14 protein-coding genes are annotated in these 16,997 nt (G+C 64.0%); 9 read left to right on the top strand and 5 right to left on the bottom strand.

Annotated elements, in window-relative coordinates; all coding sequences use genetic code 11:
- The 3 genes from CBW50_RS29575 to CBW50_RS26755 all read left to right on the top strand — a co-directional run.
- On the top strand, positions 1–638 hold a 638-nt coding region (locus tag CBW50_RS29575; RefSeq protein ID WP_172404904.1), incomplete at its 5' end, for a GIY-YIG nuclease family protein.
- A gap of 21 nt (positions 639–659) precedes the next feature.
- Positions 660–1,310, top strand: coding sequence for a hypothetical protein (locus tag CBW50_RS26760; protein ID WP_086148321.1), 651 nt, complete (start codon positions 660–662; stop codon positions 1,308–1,310).
- A 16-nt stretch (positions 1,311–1,326) separates the two neighbouring features.
- Positions 1,327–2,061 (top strand): amidohydrolase family protein, encoded by a 735-nt coding sequence (locus CBW50_RS26755; protein WP_226935940.1) that lies wholly within the window; start codon positions 1,327–1,329, stop codon positions 2,059–2,061.
- Positions 2,062–2,067: 6 nt separating this feature from the next.
- On the opposite strand, the gene CBW50_RS26750 is transcribed toward CBW50_RS26755, so the two are convergent.
- From CBW50_RS26750 to CBW50_RS26735, 4 genes are all read right to left on the bottom strand, one after another.
- Entirely contained in the window at positions 2,068–3,444 is a 1,377-nt protein-coding gene (locus tag CBW50_RS26750; protein ID WP_086148320.1) for a sigma-54 dependent transcriptional regulator, read from the bottom strand.
- A 903-nt stretch (positions 3,445–4,347) separates the two neighbouring features.
- Positions 4,348–6,600 (bottom strand): arginine/lysine/ornithine decarboxylase, encoded by a 2,253-nt coding sequence (locus CBW50_RS26745; RefSeq protein WP_076571521.1) that lies wholly within the window; start codon positions 6,598–6,600, stop codon positions 4,348–4,350.
- A gap of 238 nt (positions 6,601–6,838) precedes the next feature.
- The gene (locus CBW50_RS26740) at positions 6,839–7,324 is read right to left on the bottom strand and encodes a dihydrofolate reductase (protein WP_086148319.1); all 486 of its coding nucleotides are present in this window, start codon (positions 7,322–7,324) and stop codon (positions 6,839–6,841) included.
- A 65-nt stretch (positions 7,325–7,389) separates the two neighbouring features.
- Complete coding sequence (locus tag CBW50_RS26735; RefSeq protein ID WP_086148318.1) at positions 7,390–8,169, bottom strand: alpha/beta fold hydrolase; 780 nt, start codon at positions 8,167–8,169, stop codon at positions 7,390–7,392.
- Between the two features lie 194 nt (positions 8,170–8,363).
- On the opposite strand from CBW50_RS26735, the gene CBW50_RS26730 reads away from it, so the two are divergent.
- From CBW50_RS26730 to CBW50_RS26720, 3 genes are all read left to right on the top strand, one after another.
- Positions 8,364–8,939, top strand: coding sequence for a TerD family protein (locus tag CBW50_RS26730; RefSeq protein ID WP_086148317.1), 576 nt, complete (start codon positions 8,364–8,366; stop codon positions 8,937–8,939).
- Between the two features lie 244 nt (positions 8,940–9,183).
- Positions 9,184–10,437, top strand: coding sequence for a TerD family protein (locus CBW50_RS26725; RefSeq protein WP_086148316.1), 1,254 nt, complete (start codon positions 9,184–9,186; stop codon positions 10,435–10,437).
- A 9-nt stretch (positions 10,438–10,446) separates the two neighbouring features.
- Positions 10,447–11,790 carry a VWA domain-containing protein gene (locus CBW50_RS26720; RefSeq protein WP_086148315.1) on the top strand — a complete coding sequence of 448 codons (1,344 nt, stop codon included), beginning with the start codon at positions 10,447–10,449 and terminating at the stop codon, positions 11,788–11,790.
- Between the two features lie 14 nt (positions 11,791–11,804).
- Here CBW50_RS26720 and CBW50_RS26715 read toward each other — a convergent pair whose 3' ends face one another.
- Entirely contained in the window at positions 11,805–12,173 is a 369-nt protein-coding gene (locus CBW50_RS26715) for a hypothetical protein (RefSeq protein ID WP_086148314.1), read from the bottom strand.
- A 273-nt stretch (positions 12,174–12,446) separates the two neighbouring features.
- Between CBW50_RS26715 and CBW50_RS26710 the strand changes: the two genes are divergently transcribed.
- From CBW50_RS26710 to CBW50_RS26700, 3 genes are all read left to right on the top strand, one after another.
- Positions 12,447–15,944: a YDG domain-containing protein gene (locus CBW50_RS26710; protein WP_086148313.1), complete on the top strand. Its 3,498-nt coding sequence runs from the start codon at positions 12,447–12,449 to the stop codon at positions 15,942–15,944.
- Complete coding sequence (locus CBW50_RS26705) at positions 15,941–16,540, top strand: YDG domain-containing protein (protein WP_086148312.1); 600 nt, start codon at positions 15,941–15,943, stop codon at positions 16,538–16,540. The genes CBW50_RS26710 and CBW50_RS26705 overlap by 4 nt, the downstream gene beginning before the upstream one ends.
- Positions 16,509–16,997, top strand: a 489-nt coding sequence (locus tag CBW50_RS26700; protein ID WP_253252008.1) for a YDG domain-containing protein, incomplete at its 3' end; no start/stop codon positions are given. The genes CBW50_RS26705 and CBW50_RS26700, both read left to right, overlap by 32 nt.

The raw sequence follows: 16,997 nt of genomic DNA, 5'->3' as shown, positions 1-16,997 counted from the left end.
CGCGCCGCCCCATGCCGCCCCGCTACCAGGCGAATCCGGCACGCCGGCCGCCGCGCCCCGCCGCGCCGTCCCTGCCTTACCTGCCGCCGCGCTACCGGGGCTGGGGCGGCTATGCGCCCATCTACCCGGCCCTCTATCCGCCCGTTTATCCCGTGCCGCAACCGGCGTTCGACGATCAGCAGGGAGCGGACCAGGACCAGGGCGCGGACCAGGGGCAGGACGATGACCAGCAGCAGGGCGAGATCCCGCCAACCCTGGCCGGCACCATGGGCCGGGTGCCGGAAGCGGCCGCCCTGAATTACCTGGCGCTGGGGACGCTGGCCAACGCCTTGCGCGACCCGAATGGCCGGGGGCCGGGCCTGTACGTGATCGAATTCGATGCGGGCGGGCGGCGCCGCGCCTACAGCGGCCAGACGGACGACCTGCACCGGCGCCTGCTGCAGCACCGGCTGTGCGGCCAGATGATGGGGGTGGACCTGAGCGGGCACCAGGTGTACGTGGCGCCCCTGTCCTCGGCGGCGCAGCGGCGCCGCATCGAACAGCGCATCCACGACGACATGTTCGCCAACCAGCGCGGCGTGCTGACCAACCAGCGGCGCGAACTGGAACTGGCCGTGCTCGGTGAAATGTGGACCTAGACCACTCTGAAGGAGAGCATCATGCACCAACTCGAATGCGCATGCGCGCAATGCCGGCAGCGGGCCGGCGCCGCGTTTGACGTGCTGGAATTCGGCCAGGACTGGCCCGGCAAGGGCGCGGCGCCGGCCGTCTTCGGCGAAGAGGAAGAATTGCAGCTGGCCATGGAATTGCTGGAAGTGTCCAGCGAGCAAGAACTCGAGCAATTTCTCGGCAATGTCTTCAAGAGCGTGTGGAAGGGCGTCAAGAAGGTCGGGTCCAGCATCGCCAAGGTGGCCAAGCCCCTGGGCGGCGCCTTGAAGGCCGTGGCCAAGACGGCCTTGCCCTTTGTCGGCGGCGCGCTGGGCTCGATGATACCGATACCGGGCGTGGGCACGGCGCTCGGTTCGGCGCTGGGGCGCGCGGCCAGCAGTGCGCTGGAGCTGGAAATGGAAGCCGAGGCGCCGGCTGACCGCGAACTGGAGATGGCGCGCCGCTTCGTGCGCATCGCGGGACAGGCGGCGCGCCTGGCGGCCGACGGCGACGGCAGTGCGCGCGCCGTGGAGCGTGCGCTGACGCGGGCCTTGCACCAGCAGTTGCCGCATTTCCGCTCGCCTGCGCCGCAGCAGGAAGATGAAAGCGGGCGCTGGCGCCGGCGCGGCAACCGCATCGTCGTGATGGGCGACTGGAACTGAGCGCAGGGAGGCGGGCATGGCGCTGGTCATCGATAGTCACTGCCATGCGGGGCCGGGCGACGGCTTGAGCGGGCCGTGGGACAGCGATGCGCCGCTGGACGCCTATCTGCGCCGCGCGCGGGCGGCCGGCATCGCCCGCAGCGTGCTGTTCGCCGCCTTTCACTCCGATTACGCGATCGCCAACCACGGCGTGGCGCGCCTGGTCGCGTCCGATATGCGGCGGTTTTACGGTTTTGCCTTCGTGCACGCGCGGCGCGACCGGGGCCGCATCATGGACCTGGTGCGCACTGCCGTCGAGCGCTACGGTTTCGTCGGCATCAAGGCGCACCGCCTGGACGCGCGCATCAGCGGCGAAATCTGCGACGCGGCCCGCTTCTTCGGCTTGCCCGTGCTGTACGACCCGGCCGGCGAGGTGGCGGTGGCCGAGCTGCTGGCGCAGCAGTATCCGGACGTCGATTTCATCCTGCCCCACCTGGGCAGCTTCGGCGACGACTGGGCGGCGCAGCTGGCGCTGATCGACCATCTTGTTCGTCACGCGAACATTTACACGGACAGTTCCGGCGTGCGCCGCTTCGACTTGCTGGAACAGGCCGTGCGCCGCGCCGGGCCGCACAAGGTCTTGTTCGGCTCGGACGGCCCGTGGCTGCATCCGGGGCTGGAAGTGCACAAGATACGCTTGCTGGGCCTGCCGCCGGCCGATGCGGCGCTCATCCTGGGCGGCAATTTCCTGCGCCTGGCGGGGCAGGCTTGATTTGCCTCAAAACGCGGCCAGCGAGGCGGGCGTAGCGGCCGCAGCCGCTTGCGCCGCGCAGATGGCCGCCTTGCGGCGTATCTGCAGGGCGCGGTCCGTCACGCCCAGGCGGGCGGCGGCGCGCTGATTGTTGCCGTGTTCCTCCGCCAGCACGAGGCGGATGGCCATGTCCGTGGCGCAGCGCGTGATCTGCGACAGGTTCATGCCCAGATGCAGGGCGCGCCGCACGGCCGCCTCGAAATGCTGGTCGGGCCAGTGCGGCGCCAGCAGCCGTTCCTCATGCGGCAGGGCGCCGATGGTGATGGGGCCGGGGCCGCAATGGCGGTGCCAGATGCGCGTGACGGTCTGGCGCAGCTCGCGCACATTGCCCGGATAGTCGCGCAGCAGCAGGTATTCGCGCACGGCCGCGTCGAGCGGGGGCGGCGGCTGCTGCGCCAGCTCGGCCAGGAAATGCCTGGCCAGCGGCAGGATGTCGTCCTGCCGCTCGCGCAATGGCGGCGTCTGGCAACGCCAGCCGGCGATGCGGTAATACAGGTCGGCGCGGAAGGCGCCGCGCGCCACTTCGTTCTCCAGCTCGCGGTTGGTGGCGCAGACGAGGCGAAATTGCGTGGGCTGCCAGGTATTGCCGCCCACGCGCTTGTATTTGCGCTCCTGGATGGCGCGCAGCAGCTGCGCCTGCAGCGGCAGCGGCAATTCGCCCACTTCGTCGAGAAACAGCACGCCGCCGTCGGCCAGGGCGAAGGCGCCGTCGCGGGCGGCCGCCGCGCCCGTAAACGCGCCCCGTTCATGGCCGAACAGTTCGCTGCCGGCCAGCTCCGGCGACAGGGTGGCGCAGTCAAGGATGGTGAAGTCGCCGCTGCGGTTGCCGACGCGGTGGACCAGCTGCGCCAATAAATCCTTGCCCGTGCCCGTCTCGCCCGTGATCAGTACCGGGGCCTGGCTGAAGGCGGCCATCTCCACCACGCGGTGCAGCAAGCCGCGCCAGGCCGCGCTGTCGCCCACCAGGTGCTGGCGCACGGCGTTGGACGCCAGCAGCTGCGCCACGGCCTGCCAGCGCTGCAGCCGCGCCAGCACCTGGCCCGCATTGACGGCGCCGTCCGGCCACGGCAGCACGTCGAGCGCCCCGGCGGCCATCAGGGCGCGCTTTTGCGCGCAGCTGGGGGGCTGGCCGCAGGCGGCTATGGCCAGCACGCGCGCCTGCTGGCACAGCAATGGAAGCTGGCGCAGCACGTCTGCATCGGCCTGTGAAAACAGCACGATGCCGTCTTCCCCGTCGGAACGCCGTACCAGGGTGACCTGAGCCTGCTTCAAGGCCGCAATCAGCAAGGCGCCACTGCCAGCCGCCGCCTGCTGCACCACTTCCAGCCAGACCTTGAGCGCCATTGCAAGCCATCCACAGGTGTCCGCATGCACGAGTGGCTCATCTTAAAAGCCCGCCACCCCAGCCGTTTGATCTGGCGCAAGCGTGCGCGGTGCTTCATCAAATGTAAAACGCCGCCTGATGCGCATCAGGCGGAGCTATTTTTATGAAGTTCAACGAACGTCACGACGGTTCATCCCATCGTCGCGACGCGCAGCAGAGTGAATGTCGCCCGTCTTAACGCCGCCACCCCAGCCGTTTGATCTGGCGCAAGCGTGCGCGGTGCTTCATCAAATGCAAAACGCCGCCTGATGCGCATCAGGCGGCGCTATTTTTATGAAGTTCAACGAACGTCACGACGGTTCATCCCATCGTCGCGAGCGGAAGCGAATTGTGGCCGAGAAGCGCAGCCGTACTTTGGTACGGTGAGCATCGCCGGCCGCAAGTCGCGCCGCGCAGCAGAGTGAATGTCGCCCGACTTAACGCCGCCACCCCAGCCGTTTGATCTGGCGCAAGCGTGCGCGGTGCTTCATCAAATGCAATTTATGAAGTTCAACGAACGTCACGACGGTTCATCCCATCGTAGCGAGCGGAAGCGAATTGTGGCCGAGAAGCGCAACCGTACTCTAGTACGGTGAGCATCGCCGGCCGCAAGTCGCGACGCGCAGCAGAGTGCATGTCGCCCGTCTTAACGCCGCCACCCCAGCCGTTTGATCTGGCGCAAGCGTGCGCGGTGCTTCATCAAATGCAAAACGCCGCCTGATTCGCATCAGGCGGCGCTATTTTTATGAAGTTCAACGAACGTCACGACGGTTCATCCCATCGTCGCGAGCGGAAGCAAATTGTGGCCGAGAAGCGCAACCGTACTTTGGTACGGTGAGCATCGCAGGCCGCAAGTCGCGACGCGCAGCAGATGGGATGAACCGTTACTGACAAACGCAATCGACGAAGTAACCGCGCTTGCCATCGACTTCGCGTTTGACGAGGCCATGCACATCCGTCTCGAAGCCCGGGAAGCGCTCGTTGAAGTCGCGCGCGAAGCGCAGGTAGTCGACGATGGTCTTGTTGAAGCGCTCGCCCGGGATCAGGAGCGGGATGCCCGGTGGATACGGCGTCAGCAGAATGGACGTGATGCGGCCTTCCAGGTCGTCGATGGCCACGCGCTCGATTTCGCGGTGCGCCATCTTGGCGAAGGCGTCCGACGGCTTCATGGCCGGGATCATGTCCGACAGATACATTTCCGTCGTCAGGCGGGCCACGTCGTAGGCCTTGTAGAAGTCGTGGATCTGCTGGCACAGGTCGCGCAAGCCCATTTTCTCGTAGAGCGGGTTGGCGGCCGCGAATTCCGGCAGGATGCGCCACATCGGCTGGTTCTTGTCGTAATCGTCCTTGAATTGTTGCAATGCCGTCAACAGGGTATTCCAGCGGCCCTTCGTGATGCCGATGGTAAACATGATGAAGAACGAGTACAGGCCGCATTTTTCAATGATGACGCCGTGCTCGGCCAGGTATTTGGTGACGATGGACGCGGGGATGCCCGTCTCGCCGAACTGGCCGTCCAGCGACAGGCCCGGGTTGACGATGGTCGCCTTGATCGGGTCGAGCATGTTGAAGCCGGGAGCGAGGTCGCCGAAGCCGTGCCAGTCATCCTCGGCGCGTATCATCCAGTCGGCCTGCTGGCCCATGCCTTCGTCGTTGAAGTTTTCCGGACCCCACACCTGGAACCACCAGTCCTGGCCCCATTCCTGGTCGATCTTCTTCATGGCGCGGCGGAAATCGAGCGCTTCCATGATCGATTCTTCCACCAGGGCCGTGCCGCCCGGCGCTTCCATCATGGCCGCGGCCACGTCGCACGAGGCGATGATGGAGTATTGCGGCGACGTCGAGGTGTGCATCAGGTAAGCCTCGTTGAAGGCGTCGCGGTCCAGCTTGACCTTTTCCGATTCGCGCACGAGGATTTGCGAGGCCTGCGACAGGCCGGCCAGCAATTTGTGCGTGGACTGGGTCGAGAAAATCATCGATTCCTTGGCGCGCGGACGGTCCTTGCCGATGGCATGCATGTCCTTGTAGAAATCGTGGAAGGTGGCGTGCGGCAACCATGCTTCGTCGAAGTGCAGGGTGTCGATCTTGCCGTCGAGCATTTCGCGCAGGGTTTCCACGTTGTAGATCACGCCGTCGTAGGTCGATTGCGTGATGGTCAGGATGCGCGGCTTCTTGTTCTTCGCGGCGCGCGCGAAGGGGTTGGCCTCGATCTTGCGGGCAATGCTTTCTGGCGTGAATTCATGCAGCGGAATAGGGCCGATGATGCCCAGGTGATTGCGCGTCGGCATCAGGAACACGGGAATCGCGCCGCACATGATGATCGAATGCAAGATCGACTTGTGGCAATTGCGGTCGACGACGACGATGTCGCCGGGCGCCACGGTCGAGTGCCACACCATCTTGTTCGAGGTCGAGGTGCCGTTGGTGACAAAATAGCAATGATCGGCGTTGAAGATGCGCGCCGCATTGCGCTCGGAGGCGGCGACCGGGCCCGTGTGGTCGAGCAGCTGGCCCAGTTCCTCGACGGCGTTGCAGACGTCGGCGCGCAGCATGTTTTCACCGAAGAACTGGTGGAACATCTGGCCGATCGGCGACTTCAGGAAGGCCACGCCGCCCGAGTGGCCGGGGCAGTGCCACGAGTAGGAGCCGTCGTTGGCGTAGTGCACCAGGGCGCGGAAGAAGGGCGGCGACAGGCCGTCCAGGTAGGATTTCGCTTCGCGGATGATGTGGCGCGCGACGAATTCCGGCGTATCTTCGAACATGTGGATGAAACCGTGCAGTTCGCGCAGGATATCGTTGGGGATATGGCGCGAGGTGCGCGTTTCGCCATACATATAAATAGGGATGTCGGCGTTCTTGTAGCGGATTTCCTCGACGAAGGCGCGCAGCGACTTCAGGGCGATATCGGTGTCCTCGACGGAACCGGAGCCGAATTCCTCATCGTCGATCGACAGGACGAAGGCCGACGCGCGCGATTGCTGCTGAGCAAATTGCGACAGGTCGCCGTAGCTGGTCACGCCCAGCACTTCCATGCCTTCTTTTTCCATTGCGGCGGCAAGGGCGCGAATGCCCAGGCCGGACGTATTTTCAGAACGGAAATCCTCGTCAATGATGACGATGGGGAAACGAAATTTCATGCATGTCTCCAAAAAAGCAAGCCGCCCCTGACAGATGTGAAGGGGCGGACTAGGGCGCGACGGTCAGGCGGTCATGCAACCCGGCAGCCGCAGAAAAAAAATAAGAACGGGATTCTCGCAGAAATGCGGCGTCTGCGGGAAAAAAATATCAGCCCACGGCGTCACAATTCTGCGCTAGCGTGACGCAATGGTATGACAGGGGTATTACAGCAACATTCTGGCTATCTGCATTACCTTATCAGGCTTTGCGTTCCAGCGTGACAAAGGCGTAGGGCAGGCCGGATGTCTCCGAAACGTGGGACTCGCACGCGGTTTCTTGCCATTCGGCATGGTCAATGGCGGGGAAAAAGGCGTCGCAGTCGAAGGTCCGGGCGATTTCCGTGATGATCAAGCGCTGCGTCAAGGGTAATGCCTGCCGGTAGATCTCGGCGCCGCCGATCACATAGCCTTGCGCGCCGTCCAGCAGGGCGATGGCCGCTTCCAGCGACGATACCGCTTCCACGCCCTCGTGGCGCCAGACGGGATTGCGCGTGATGACGATGTTGCGGCGGTTCGGCAGCGGACGGCCGATGGAATCGAAGGTCTTGCGGCCCATGAGGATGGGGTGGCCCGTCGTCAGGCGCTTGAAGTGGGCCAGGTCTTCCGGCAGTTTCCATGGCAGCGTATTGTTGATGCCGATGCCGCCTTGCTGGTCGGTGGCGACGATGATGGTCAGTTGGGTCATGAATAAGTTACTAAATAGAAAAATTGTCAACTTGCAATGGGCTGCCTGCTGCCCGATGCGCATCATTATCGTTGAAATTGCGTTTCCGCTCCAACTGTGCGCGCGGGCGTGCCGGCCGCGAGGAAGGCGAGCAGCGCATCGGCCAGCACTCCGGGCGCTTCCAGCGGGACCATATGGCCGCAGTTGTCCGCGATCATGTGCACGGTGGCTTGCGGCAGGCGCGCGGCCATGGCGCGCAAATCGCCGGGATTGACGAGCTTGTCATCTTCGGCGCCCACGATCAGCACTGGGAAATCGAGTTCCGGCAAGCGGTCCATCAGGTCGGGGCGGGCTATGGTGGTGATGAATTGCGCCAGCAGCACATCCTTGCCCAGGTCCAGGCCCATTTGCCGGATCAGGCCCGTGATGGCGATATCGTCCAGGTGGGACGGGTGCAGCAGCTCGCGCAGGCGCTGGCGCGTGATGCCCGCATAGCTGTTGCGCTCCAGCATGGCGACGATGCGCTCGCGCGCCGCAATTTCCGCCGGCGGCAAGCCCATGGCCGAATTGGCGATCAGGGTCAGCGATTTCACGCGTTGCGGATGGGCCAGCGCATGTTCGATGGCCAGGTAGGCGCCCAGCGAAAAGCCGAGCAGGTGGGCTTGCCCCGCGCTGTGGCTGGCGATCATCTGCCGCATCTGGCCGCGCGTGCGGGCCTCGTGCAGGGGAATATGCCGCAAATCAATGTTGTTACCCAGCAATGGCGCCAGGCGCGACCACAGGCGTGCATCGCACAGGGTGCCGGGGATGCAATCGAGGCGCGTTCGGGTGTCCGGTACAGCTGTCTGGTTGTTCACATCGGTCATGGCAGAGGGGCGGGAGCGGCATTATCGGTCATTTTGCGCAAGGCGGCAGGGCAGGCCTGGACGTCATGGCACTTTTTCAATAGTGTGAGGCTGGCAAGCCGGCGACATTATGGTAGGCTCATGGCTCGTTTGGCCAGTGCGCCGGCGGAGTACGTTTTATACCGAATGCAACCTACCAATTAAAAGGAAATACCATGGCGATCAGTCTGCAAAAAGGCGGCAATGTCAACCTGAGCAAGGAAGCTCCCGGCTTGAAGAAAATCGTGATTGGCCTGGGCTGGGACCCGCGCGCCACCGATGGCGCCGCCTTCGACCTGGACGGCAGCGCCTTCCTGCTGAAAACGGACGGCAAGGTTCGCTCCGATGCGGATTTCATTTTTTACAACAACCTGAAGTCGGCTGACGGCTCCATCGTCCATGCGGGCGACAATACCACGGGCGGCGGCGATGGCGACGACGAGAAAATCGCCGTCGACCTGGCCAATGTGCCGGCCGACATCGACAAGATCGCCGTGGCCGTCACGATTCACGATGCGGAAAACCGCAAGCAGAACTTCGGCATGGTGGGCAAGGCCTACATCCGCTGCCTGAACGGCGACAACGGCGCGGAAATCGCCCGCTACGACCTGTCGGAAGACGGCTCGACGGAAGCGGCCATGATCTTCGGCGAAATCTACCGCGCCGGCAGCGAGTGGAAATTCAAGGCCATTGGCCAGGGTTTCAAAGGCGGCCTGGGGCCGTTGGCACGTTCGTTCGGCATCAACGCCTAAGAGCTCCGGAAAACGGCCCATGGCGGCGTTGCGTCACCTCGCCGTACTATTCGTACTGTCTTCGGTGACGCGCCTTGCCCTGAACCGTAGTCCGAAGCTCTTTTAGCTTTGTATAGAATCCAAAAAAGCGATCCATGGCGGCGTTGCGCGGCCATGCAAGTTCCGTACTGTTCGTACTGTCTTCGGACGACGCGCCTTGCCCTGGGCCGTCGTTCGAGGCTCTCACATCTGAATAACTGATTCCATGGAAAACCTGATCAAGGGGCAGCGCCTGGCGCTGTCCGGCCTCGTCGCGGGCAATGTCGTGCAACTGGGACTCGCCAGCGCGGGCGTGGCGCTCGATTTTGCCTGTTTCGGCCTCGATGCCGCCGGTAAATTGTCCGACGACCGCTACATGACCTTCTTTAACCAGCCGCGCACGCCGTGCGGCGGCGTGGAAACATCGGCGCCATCCGGCGATGCAGCCGGTTTCAGCTGCCAGCTGGACCGCTTGCCCGCCGCCATCGCGCGCCTCGTCGTGACGGCCGCCGTCGATGGGGCCGCCAGCATGGCGCAGCTGGGCAGCAGCTATCTGCGCCTGCTGGACGGCGGGCGCGAGCTGGCCCGCTTCGCCTTTGCCGGGTCTGATTTTGCGCAAGAAAAAGCCGTCATGCTGGGCGAGTTCTACCGCAAGGATGGCGGCTGGCGCTTCATGGCCGTGGGCCAGGGATTCAATGGCGGCCTCGATGCGCTGGTCGCGCATTTCGGCGGCGAAGTGGCGCCGGCGGTCGTGGACGCGGCGCCGTCGCCAAAAATTTCCCTGTCGAAAATCTCGCTGACCAAGGCGGGGCAGACGCACAAGGTGTCGCTGGAGAAGGGCGCGGGTGCGCCGAGCAAACTGACCGTCAAGGCCACCTGGGTCGACAACGGCGATGGCGACGACGATAACGACGACCTCGACCTGCGCGTGGGCGTGCTCTTGCCGAACGGCCAGATGCGCTTCATCCAGGCGCCGGACACGGCCGGCAGCTTCGACAGCATGCCTTTCGTGCGCCACCTGGGCGACGTGGCCGGTGCGGCGGGCAAGGAGCCGGCCACGGAAACGGTGGAAGTCAATCCTGCGCTGGCGCAACATTACGGCGGCACCGTGGGCCTCGTCTTCAGCGTGTATTCGGCGCTGGCCAACGGCGCCGTCTCCGTCGCGTCCATGCGGCCGAAGATGGTCATGCAGTATGGCGAGCAGATCGTCGAGTGCGCGTTCGATTTCCGCCTGTCCAAGGCGGCCGGCGACGATTCCGTCTACACCTATGTGATCGGCATGGCGCGCATCACGCCCGACAGCATCATCCTCGAGCCGTCCGGCAAGACGTCCGAGCCGGACAGCGAGGCGACGCCATGGCTGAGCTGGCAGGGCGAGAACCTGCAGCTGGAATTCAACGGCCCCGTGGTCTTCAAGGGCGAGGACAAGGAAGACGAGGACGATTTCAATGCCGACAATCCACGCCGCTACATCGCTTAGGAGACACTGATGGAAACCTTGTCCAAGGGCCAGCGTTTGCCGCTGGCCAATCTCGTGCCCGACGGCGTGCTGCAGATCGGCGTTGCCGCCCGGGGGCTGGCGCTCGACGTGGCCTGCTTTGGCCTTGATGCCAACGGCAAGCTGTCCGACGAGCGCTACATGACCTTTTTCAACCAGCCGCGCACGCCGTGCGGCGGCGTGGAAGCGCGCGCCGGCAGCGCTGGTGACACGGCCGAGTTTGCCTTGCAGCTGGCACGCCTGCCTGCCGGAATCGACCGTCTCGTCGTGACGGCCTCCATCGATGGCGGCGGCGTGATGGCGCAGCTGCAAGCCGGCCACGTGCGCCTGCAGGCGGGCGGACGCGAACTGGCCCGCTTCGCCTTTGCCGGCGTTGATTTTGCGCAAGAAAAAGCCGTCATGCTGCTTGAACTCTATCGCAAGGATGGCGGCTGGCGCTGCATGGCCGTGGGCCAGGGATTCAATGGCGGCCTCGATGCGCTGGTGCGCCATTTCGGCGGCGAAGTCGACCAGGCCGCCGCAGCCGCCCCCGCCGCGCCTGCGGCGGCTTCGGCCGTCATGCAGGCAAAGATCAATCTGGAAAAGCGCGTCGAGCGCGAGGCGCCGCAACTGGTCAGCCTGGTCAAGCAGGCCGGCGTGTCGCTGCAGAAAGTGGGGCTATCGGAGCACCGCGCCAAGGTGTGTTTGTGCCTCGATATTTCCGGCTCCATGGGGCGGCTGTATAAAGAGGGGCTGGTGCAGCGCTTTGCCGAGCGCATCCTGGCCCTGGGCTGCAAGTTCGACGATGATGGCGAGATCGATGTTTTTCTTTTTGGCAAGAATGTCCACCATCCGGCGCCGATGGCCTTGAGCAACTGCAATACCTACGTGGGCCAGGCCATACAGCGCCATCCGCTGGAAGGCGACACGCGCTATGGCGCCGCGATGCAGGCCATCCGCGCTTTCTACTTCCCCGACGCGGCCGGCGGCGAGCGCACGCGGCCCGTCGCGGCCGAGCTCCCCGTGTATGTGATGTTCGTCACCGACGGCGGCACGAGCGACCAGGCGACGACGGAAAAGCAGCTGCGCTGGGCCAGCAACGAAGCCATTTTCTGGCAATTCATGGGCATCGGCAAGGGGCGCAAGTCGAAAAGCAAGTTCCTCTCCGCCTTTGCCGATTCCGACTTTCCCTTCCTGGAAAAGCTCGACGAATTGCAGGGGCGCCTGGTCGACAATGCCAATTACTTTTCCGTCAGCTCGCCCGACGAGCACAGCGACGCGGAACTGTATGATTTATTGATGACGGAGTATCCGGGCTGGCTGAAATTGGCGCGCGGTAATGGCTTGTTGAGGTAGTTGCAATGTTTTCATCAGTTGTAGAGGTTCATTCGGAGTCGATTTGAGAAACTGGAACTCGCCAAACCCCAGTTCTCAAGGAAACCAAGCGAATGACCATGCATAAGAATGCCCGGTTGACCCTGTTTCGTCGCGCCGACATGGTCGAAGACGTCCTGCGTCACCGGCTGCCAAGCCGCCAGGGCGCTGTCCGCTAGGCGGTAAGCGCAGACAGTGCGCAGATGGCGCGGGCGCTGCCTTGCCGGGGGCCTGGAGCGCTTGATGGATCGTTCGTCGCCCCCGTCGATACCAGACAGTCGGACGCCGGCGGTGGCGCCCGCTTTTACCGCATCGCGCCGGTAAAAGTGCAGGAACGCCACATATCTGTTGCGCAGATACCTCATCTGAGTTACACCAATCGCAAAAGATTGCTCTAAGGCAGCAACTTATGCGATGCTTGAGCATATTGCACCATCCAAAAAGAAGCTGTCATCGACGACAGCCTTCCACATCCGCCCAGACCCGCAGTTGTGCCTGTACGTGTTTTGTCTGCTATTGCGCAGATCTCCCGCCCACATACGTCGAGAGAACTGCGCAAGGCCGCGACAAACTCCTACTATTTTCCGTGTCGCCTCGCTTGGCGGCGCGCTGACAAAGCACATTGAATAGAGGTTTGTATGAACCATATCTATCGCGTTGTTTGGAATGCCACGACCGGTTTTTGGCAGGCGGTCTCGGAATTCGGTTCCGGGCGGACAAAATCGACGACGTCGCGCACGCGTCGTCGTCAGGCGGCAATTGCCCTGCTGGCGGGCGCGGCGGGCGGTTTCGCCGCTGCCGCCGATTCGTTGCCCACGCACGGCCAGCTTGTTACCGGCCAGGCCTCGGTGGCCTATGCAGGAAAGACGATGACGGTCAACCAGTCCAGTCAGAAGGCAGCGCTTGACTGGACATCCTTTTCCATTGGACAAGGTCATACAGTCAACTTCGTGCAGCCGTCCGCTGCCTCGGTCACACTGAATCGCGTGCTGGGCGCCGATCCATCGATTATCCAGGGTGCGCTGAATGCGAATGGCCATGTGTTTTTGGTCAATCCCAACGGCGTGCTGTTCAGTCCTACGGCACAAGTTAACGTAGGCGGCCTGCTGGCGTCCACATTGTCGATGGGCACCGATGATTTTATGGCGGGCCGCTACCAGCTCGCAGGCAAGAGCACGGGCACCGTCGCGAACCAGGGCACCATCAATGCCACCGCTGGCGGCAACATCGTGCTGGTGGCGGCCCGCGTGCAAAATAGCGGACAGATCGGAGCCGAACGCGGGAACGTCCTGCTCGGCGCCGGCAGCGAAGTGCTGGTCGATTTTGGCGGCCCCGTCAAGTTGCAGGTGCAGAAGGGCGCAGTCGATGCGCTGGTCGAAAACGGCGGCGCCATCCGCGCAGACGGCGGCAAGGTGCTGATGACGGCCAAGTCCGCCGGCGAACTCACTGGCTCCGTGATCAATAACACCGGCATTGTCCAGGCGCGCACGCTCGCGACAGGCAAGCGGGGCGAGATTTTGCTGCTCGGCGACATGCAGTCCGGCACCTTGCACGCCGGTGGCCTGCTCGACGCCAGCGCGCCGCATGGCGGGAACGGCGGCGATATCGAGACCTCGGCGGCCCATGTCAATACAGCACCGGACCTCGTTGTCAATGCCGGTGCAGCGGCAGGCAAGGGTGGCGACTGGCTTGTCGATCCCTACGATTACACGATCAATCTGGCCGCGGCTACGACCATTACCGGCGCGCTGAACCAGGGTACGAATGTCACCATAACAACCCAGTCATCGAACGGCACGGGCGTGACGGGCAGCGGCAGCGGCGATATCACGGTGTCCAGTCCGATCGCCAAGACTTCTGGCGGCGATGCCAGCCTGACCTTGCGTGCCGACCGCAACATCGTCGTGGGTGCCGACGTCACGTCGGCATCGGGGAGATTGAACCTGACGCTGTCGGCGGGCAATGCTGCGGGCGCCACGACGGGTGGCGTCAATATTGCCGGCAACCTGTCCTCGAATGGAGGCAATATCCTCGTTGGAGGCGCCAACGGCAGCGCGAATGGCAACATCGCCTATGCGCTCAACACGAGCTCCAGCACCCCCGCCATTACCATCGGCACCGGCAAGTCCATCGATTCGGCCGGCGGGGATATCACGATCAATGGTCGCTCGCTCGTCGGCTCAAACAATGGCAGCTACGGCGGCGCGACGGCCGGCGTGTATATCCAGTCGAATGCAACGATCCGGTCGGGCAGTGGCAATCTGCTCATTAACGGCGAGAGCACCGGAGGCATCAAGACGTTTGGCATGGCATTCCAGGGCGGCTCGAACACGGTGACCACGCTGGCCTCTTCCACCACAGGCGGCACGATGCTGCTGAACGCGGTCAACGCCACGCCAGGCAACTATACGTCTGCCGATCTCAATGCGGGAGCCATTGGACTGGTGTCATACGGAAGCCGTGCTCAAGTCGTGTTCCAGGGCCCGTCGGTCGCCGGCTGGCTGGTCTATGTCAACGGCGCCCCCCAGCTGTCGGCCTACACGCAGGCGCCTCAGCTGTCCAGCTGTTCGGCTCAGCTGCCCAATTGCGGGACGATGGTCGTACCTGGTTCCAACAACAGCTACCTCTATGCAACGTACCAAGCCGTGGACATGGCCACGCGCGCGCTGTTCATTACCCAAGCCGGTTCCGGCAGCAAGATCTACGATGGCAATACAGCGACCACCGGCCTGACGTATTCGGCCACCACCGACATCGCTAACTTTTCGGTGTCGAATCTGGTTCCCGCCCCCGCCTTTGCCACCGGCAGCAAGAACGTCGGCACGTATACCAAGCTCGTGGCAGCATCGGCCAACCCCAGCAATTACACGACGGGCGGTACCACTTATGCGGTTGGTTACTTCAACACGGGCAGCTTCGCCATCACGCAAAAACAGCTGACGCCCAGCGCCGCCGACAAGGTTTATGACGGCAACACAACGGCTGCCGTGTCAGTGGCCGGCGCGATCGCAGGCGATGTCGTCACGGCCAGCGGTACGGGTACTTTCGGTGCCAAGAACGTGGGCACGTACTCCGTCAACATCTCGGGCATTACGCTCGGCGGCGCGGACATGGCCAACTACAGCCTGGCAGCTAACTCCGCCAGCGCTACGGCGCAAATCACTGCGCGCACGGTCACACTCGGCGGTACCAGGACGTACGATGGATCGGCTGCTTTCTCAAGCGTCATCCTCGGCAATCTGGTCGCCGGCGAAGACCTCGGCGTGAGCGGCGCGACCGCCAACAGCGCCAACGCCGCTTCAGCGCGCTGGATCACGACGGCGTCGCTGCTCAACGGCATGGGTGGCCTGGCCAGCAACTATCAGCTGCCCGGCCTCGGCGCAGCCAGCGCGAGCAATGCCGTGTTCATTACGCCCAAGGCGCTCACCGTCAGCGGCATCAGCGCAACAAGCAAGGTCTACGACGGCACCACGGCGGCCACGCTGTCGGGTGGTACGCTATCCGGCATGGTCGGTAGCGAGACGCTGAACCTGGGCGGTATTGCTGGTGCGTTTGCAAGCAAGGACGTTGGCACAGGCAAGGCGGTGAGCTTGTCGACAATATCGCTATCGGACGGCACGGGCCTGGCCTCGAATTACACCTTCTCCCAGCCTGCAGGCGTCACGGCCGACATCACGCCGAAGGCGCTGACGGTGTCCGGCATCACGGCCGCCAGCAAGGTCTACGATGGCACCACGGCCGCCGCGGTCAATACATCGAACGTCGTGCTCACGGGCCTGGTTGCCGGCGATGCGGTAACGGTCGGCGCGACTGGCGCCTTTGCAGACAAGAACGCCGGCAACGGCAAGACCGTGATCCTGACCAGCGCGCATGGCGGTGCGGACGCGGGCAACTATGTGATCACGGACCAGGCGAGCGGCTTGGCCAGCATCACGCCGAAGGCGCTGAGCATCACGGGCGTGTCGGCTGCTAATAAARTCTATGACGGCACTACGGCGGCCACGCTGAGCGGCGGCACGCTGTCCGGCCTGGTCGGCRATGAAACCGTGACGCTGGGCGCATTGAGCGGCGCATTCAGTGACAAGAATGCCGGCAACGGCAAGACCGTGGCCGTGAGCGGCGGCCAGAAACCGTGACGCTGGGCGCATTGAGCGGCGCATTCAGTGACAAGAATGCCGGCAACGGCAAGACCGTGGCCGTGAGCGGCGGCCAGCTGGGCGACGGCACAGGCCTGGCGGCGAACTACAGCGTGAATGCGCCCGCCAGCGTGACGGCRGCCATCACGCCGAAGGCGCTGACGGTATCCGGCATCACGGCCGCCAGCAAGGTCTACGATGGCACTACGGCGGCCACGCTGAGCGGCGGYACGCTGTCCGGCCTGGTCGGCRATGAAACCGTGACGCTGGGCGCATTGAGCGGTGCATTCAGTGACAAGAATGCCGGCAACGGCAAGACCGTGGCCGTGAGCGGCGGCCAGCTGGGCGACGGCACAGGCCWGGCGGCGAACTACAGCGTGAATGCGCCCGCCAGCGTGACGGCGGCCATCACGCCGAAGGCGCTGAGCATCACGGGGGTGTCGGCTGCTAATAAAATCTATGACGGCACTACGGCGGCCACGCTGAGCGGCGGCACGCTGTCCGGCCTGGTCGGCRATGAAACCGTGACGCTGGGCGCATTGAGCGGCGCATTCAGTGACAAGAATGCCGGCAACGGCAAGACCGTGGCNCTATGACGGCACTACGGCGGCCACGCTGAGCGGCGGCACGCTGTCCGGCCTGGTCGGCGATGAAACCGTGACGCTGGGCGCATTGAGCGGCGCATTCAGTGACAAGAATGCCGGCAACGGCAAGACCGTGGCYGTGAGCGGCGGCCAGYTGGGCGACGGCACRGGCCTGGCGGCGAACTACAGCGTGAATGCGCCCGCCAGCGTGACGGCGGCCATCACGCCGAAGGCRCTGAGCATCACGGGSGTGTCGGCTGCTAATAAAATCTATGACGGCACTACGGCGGCCACGCTGAGCGGCGGCACGCTGTCCGGCCTGGTCGGCRATGAAACCGTGACGCTGGGCGCATTGAGCGGCGCATTCAGTGACAAGAATGCCGGCAACGGCAAGACCGTGGCCGTGAGCGGCGGCCAGTTGGGCGACGGCACGGGCCTGGCGGCGAAGCGCCGCGTGGAGGCGCCGGGC

It is taken from the genome of Janthinobacterium sp. GW458P (assembly GCF_002127585.1).
Classification (GTDB): Bacteria; Pseudomonadota; Gammaproteobacteria; order Burkholderiales; family Burkholderiaceae_D; genus Janthinobacterium.
This window is presented reverse-complemented; position numbering and strand designations above follow the sequence as displayed.

Excerpts from the sequence above, each read along its gene's own strand:
- CBW50_RS26760 (WP_086148321.1), top strand. The coding sequence starts at position 660 with ATGCACCAACTCGAATGCGCATGCGCGCAATGCCGGCAGCGGGCCGGC.
- CBW50_RS26740 (WP_086148319.1), bottom strand. The coding sequence starts at position 7,324 with ATGACCCAACTGACCATCATCGTCGCCACCGACCAGCAAGGCGGCATC.
- CBW50_RS26725 (WP_086148316.1), top strand. The coding sequence starts at position 9,184 with ATGGAAAACCTGATCAAGGGGCAGCGCCTGGCGCTGTCCGGCCTCGTC.
- CBW50_RS26715 (WP_086148314.1), bottom strand. The coding sequence starts at position 12,173 with ATGAGGTATCTGCGCAACAGATATGTGGCGTTCCTGCACTTTTACCGG.
- CBW50_RS26745 (WP_076571521.1), bottom strand. The coding sequence starts at position 6,600 with ATGAAATTTCGTTTCCCCATCGTCATCATTGACGAGGATTTCCGTTCT.
- CBW50_RS26735 (WP_086148318.1), bottom strand. The coding sequence starts at position 8,169 with ATGACCGATGTGAACAACCAGACAGCTGTACCGGACACCCGAACGCGC.
- CBW50_RS26730 (WP_086148317.1), top strand. The coding sequence starts at position 8,364 with ATGGCGATCAGTCTGCAAAAAGGCGGCAATGTCAACCTGAGCAAGGAA.
- CBW50_RS26755 (WP_226935940.1), top strand. The coding sequence starts at position 1,327 with ATGGCGCTGGTCATCGATAGTCACTGCCATGCGGGGCCGGGCGACGGC.
- CBW50_RS26750 (WP_086148320.1), bottom strand. The coding sequence starts at position 3,444 with ATGGCGCTCAAGGTCTGGCTGGAAGTGGTGCAGCAGGCGGCGGCTGGC.
- CBW50_RS26720 (WP_086148315.1), top strand. The coding sequence starts at position 10,447 with ATGGAAACCTTGTCCAAGGGCCAGCGTTTGCCGCTGGCCAATCTCGTG.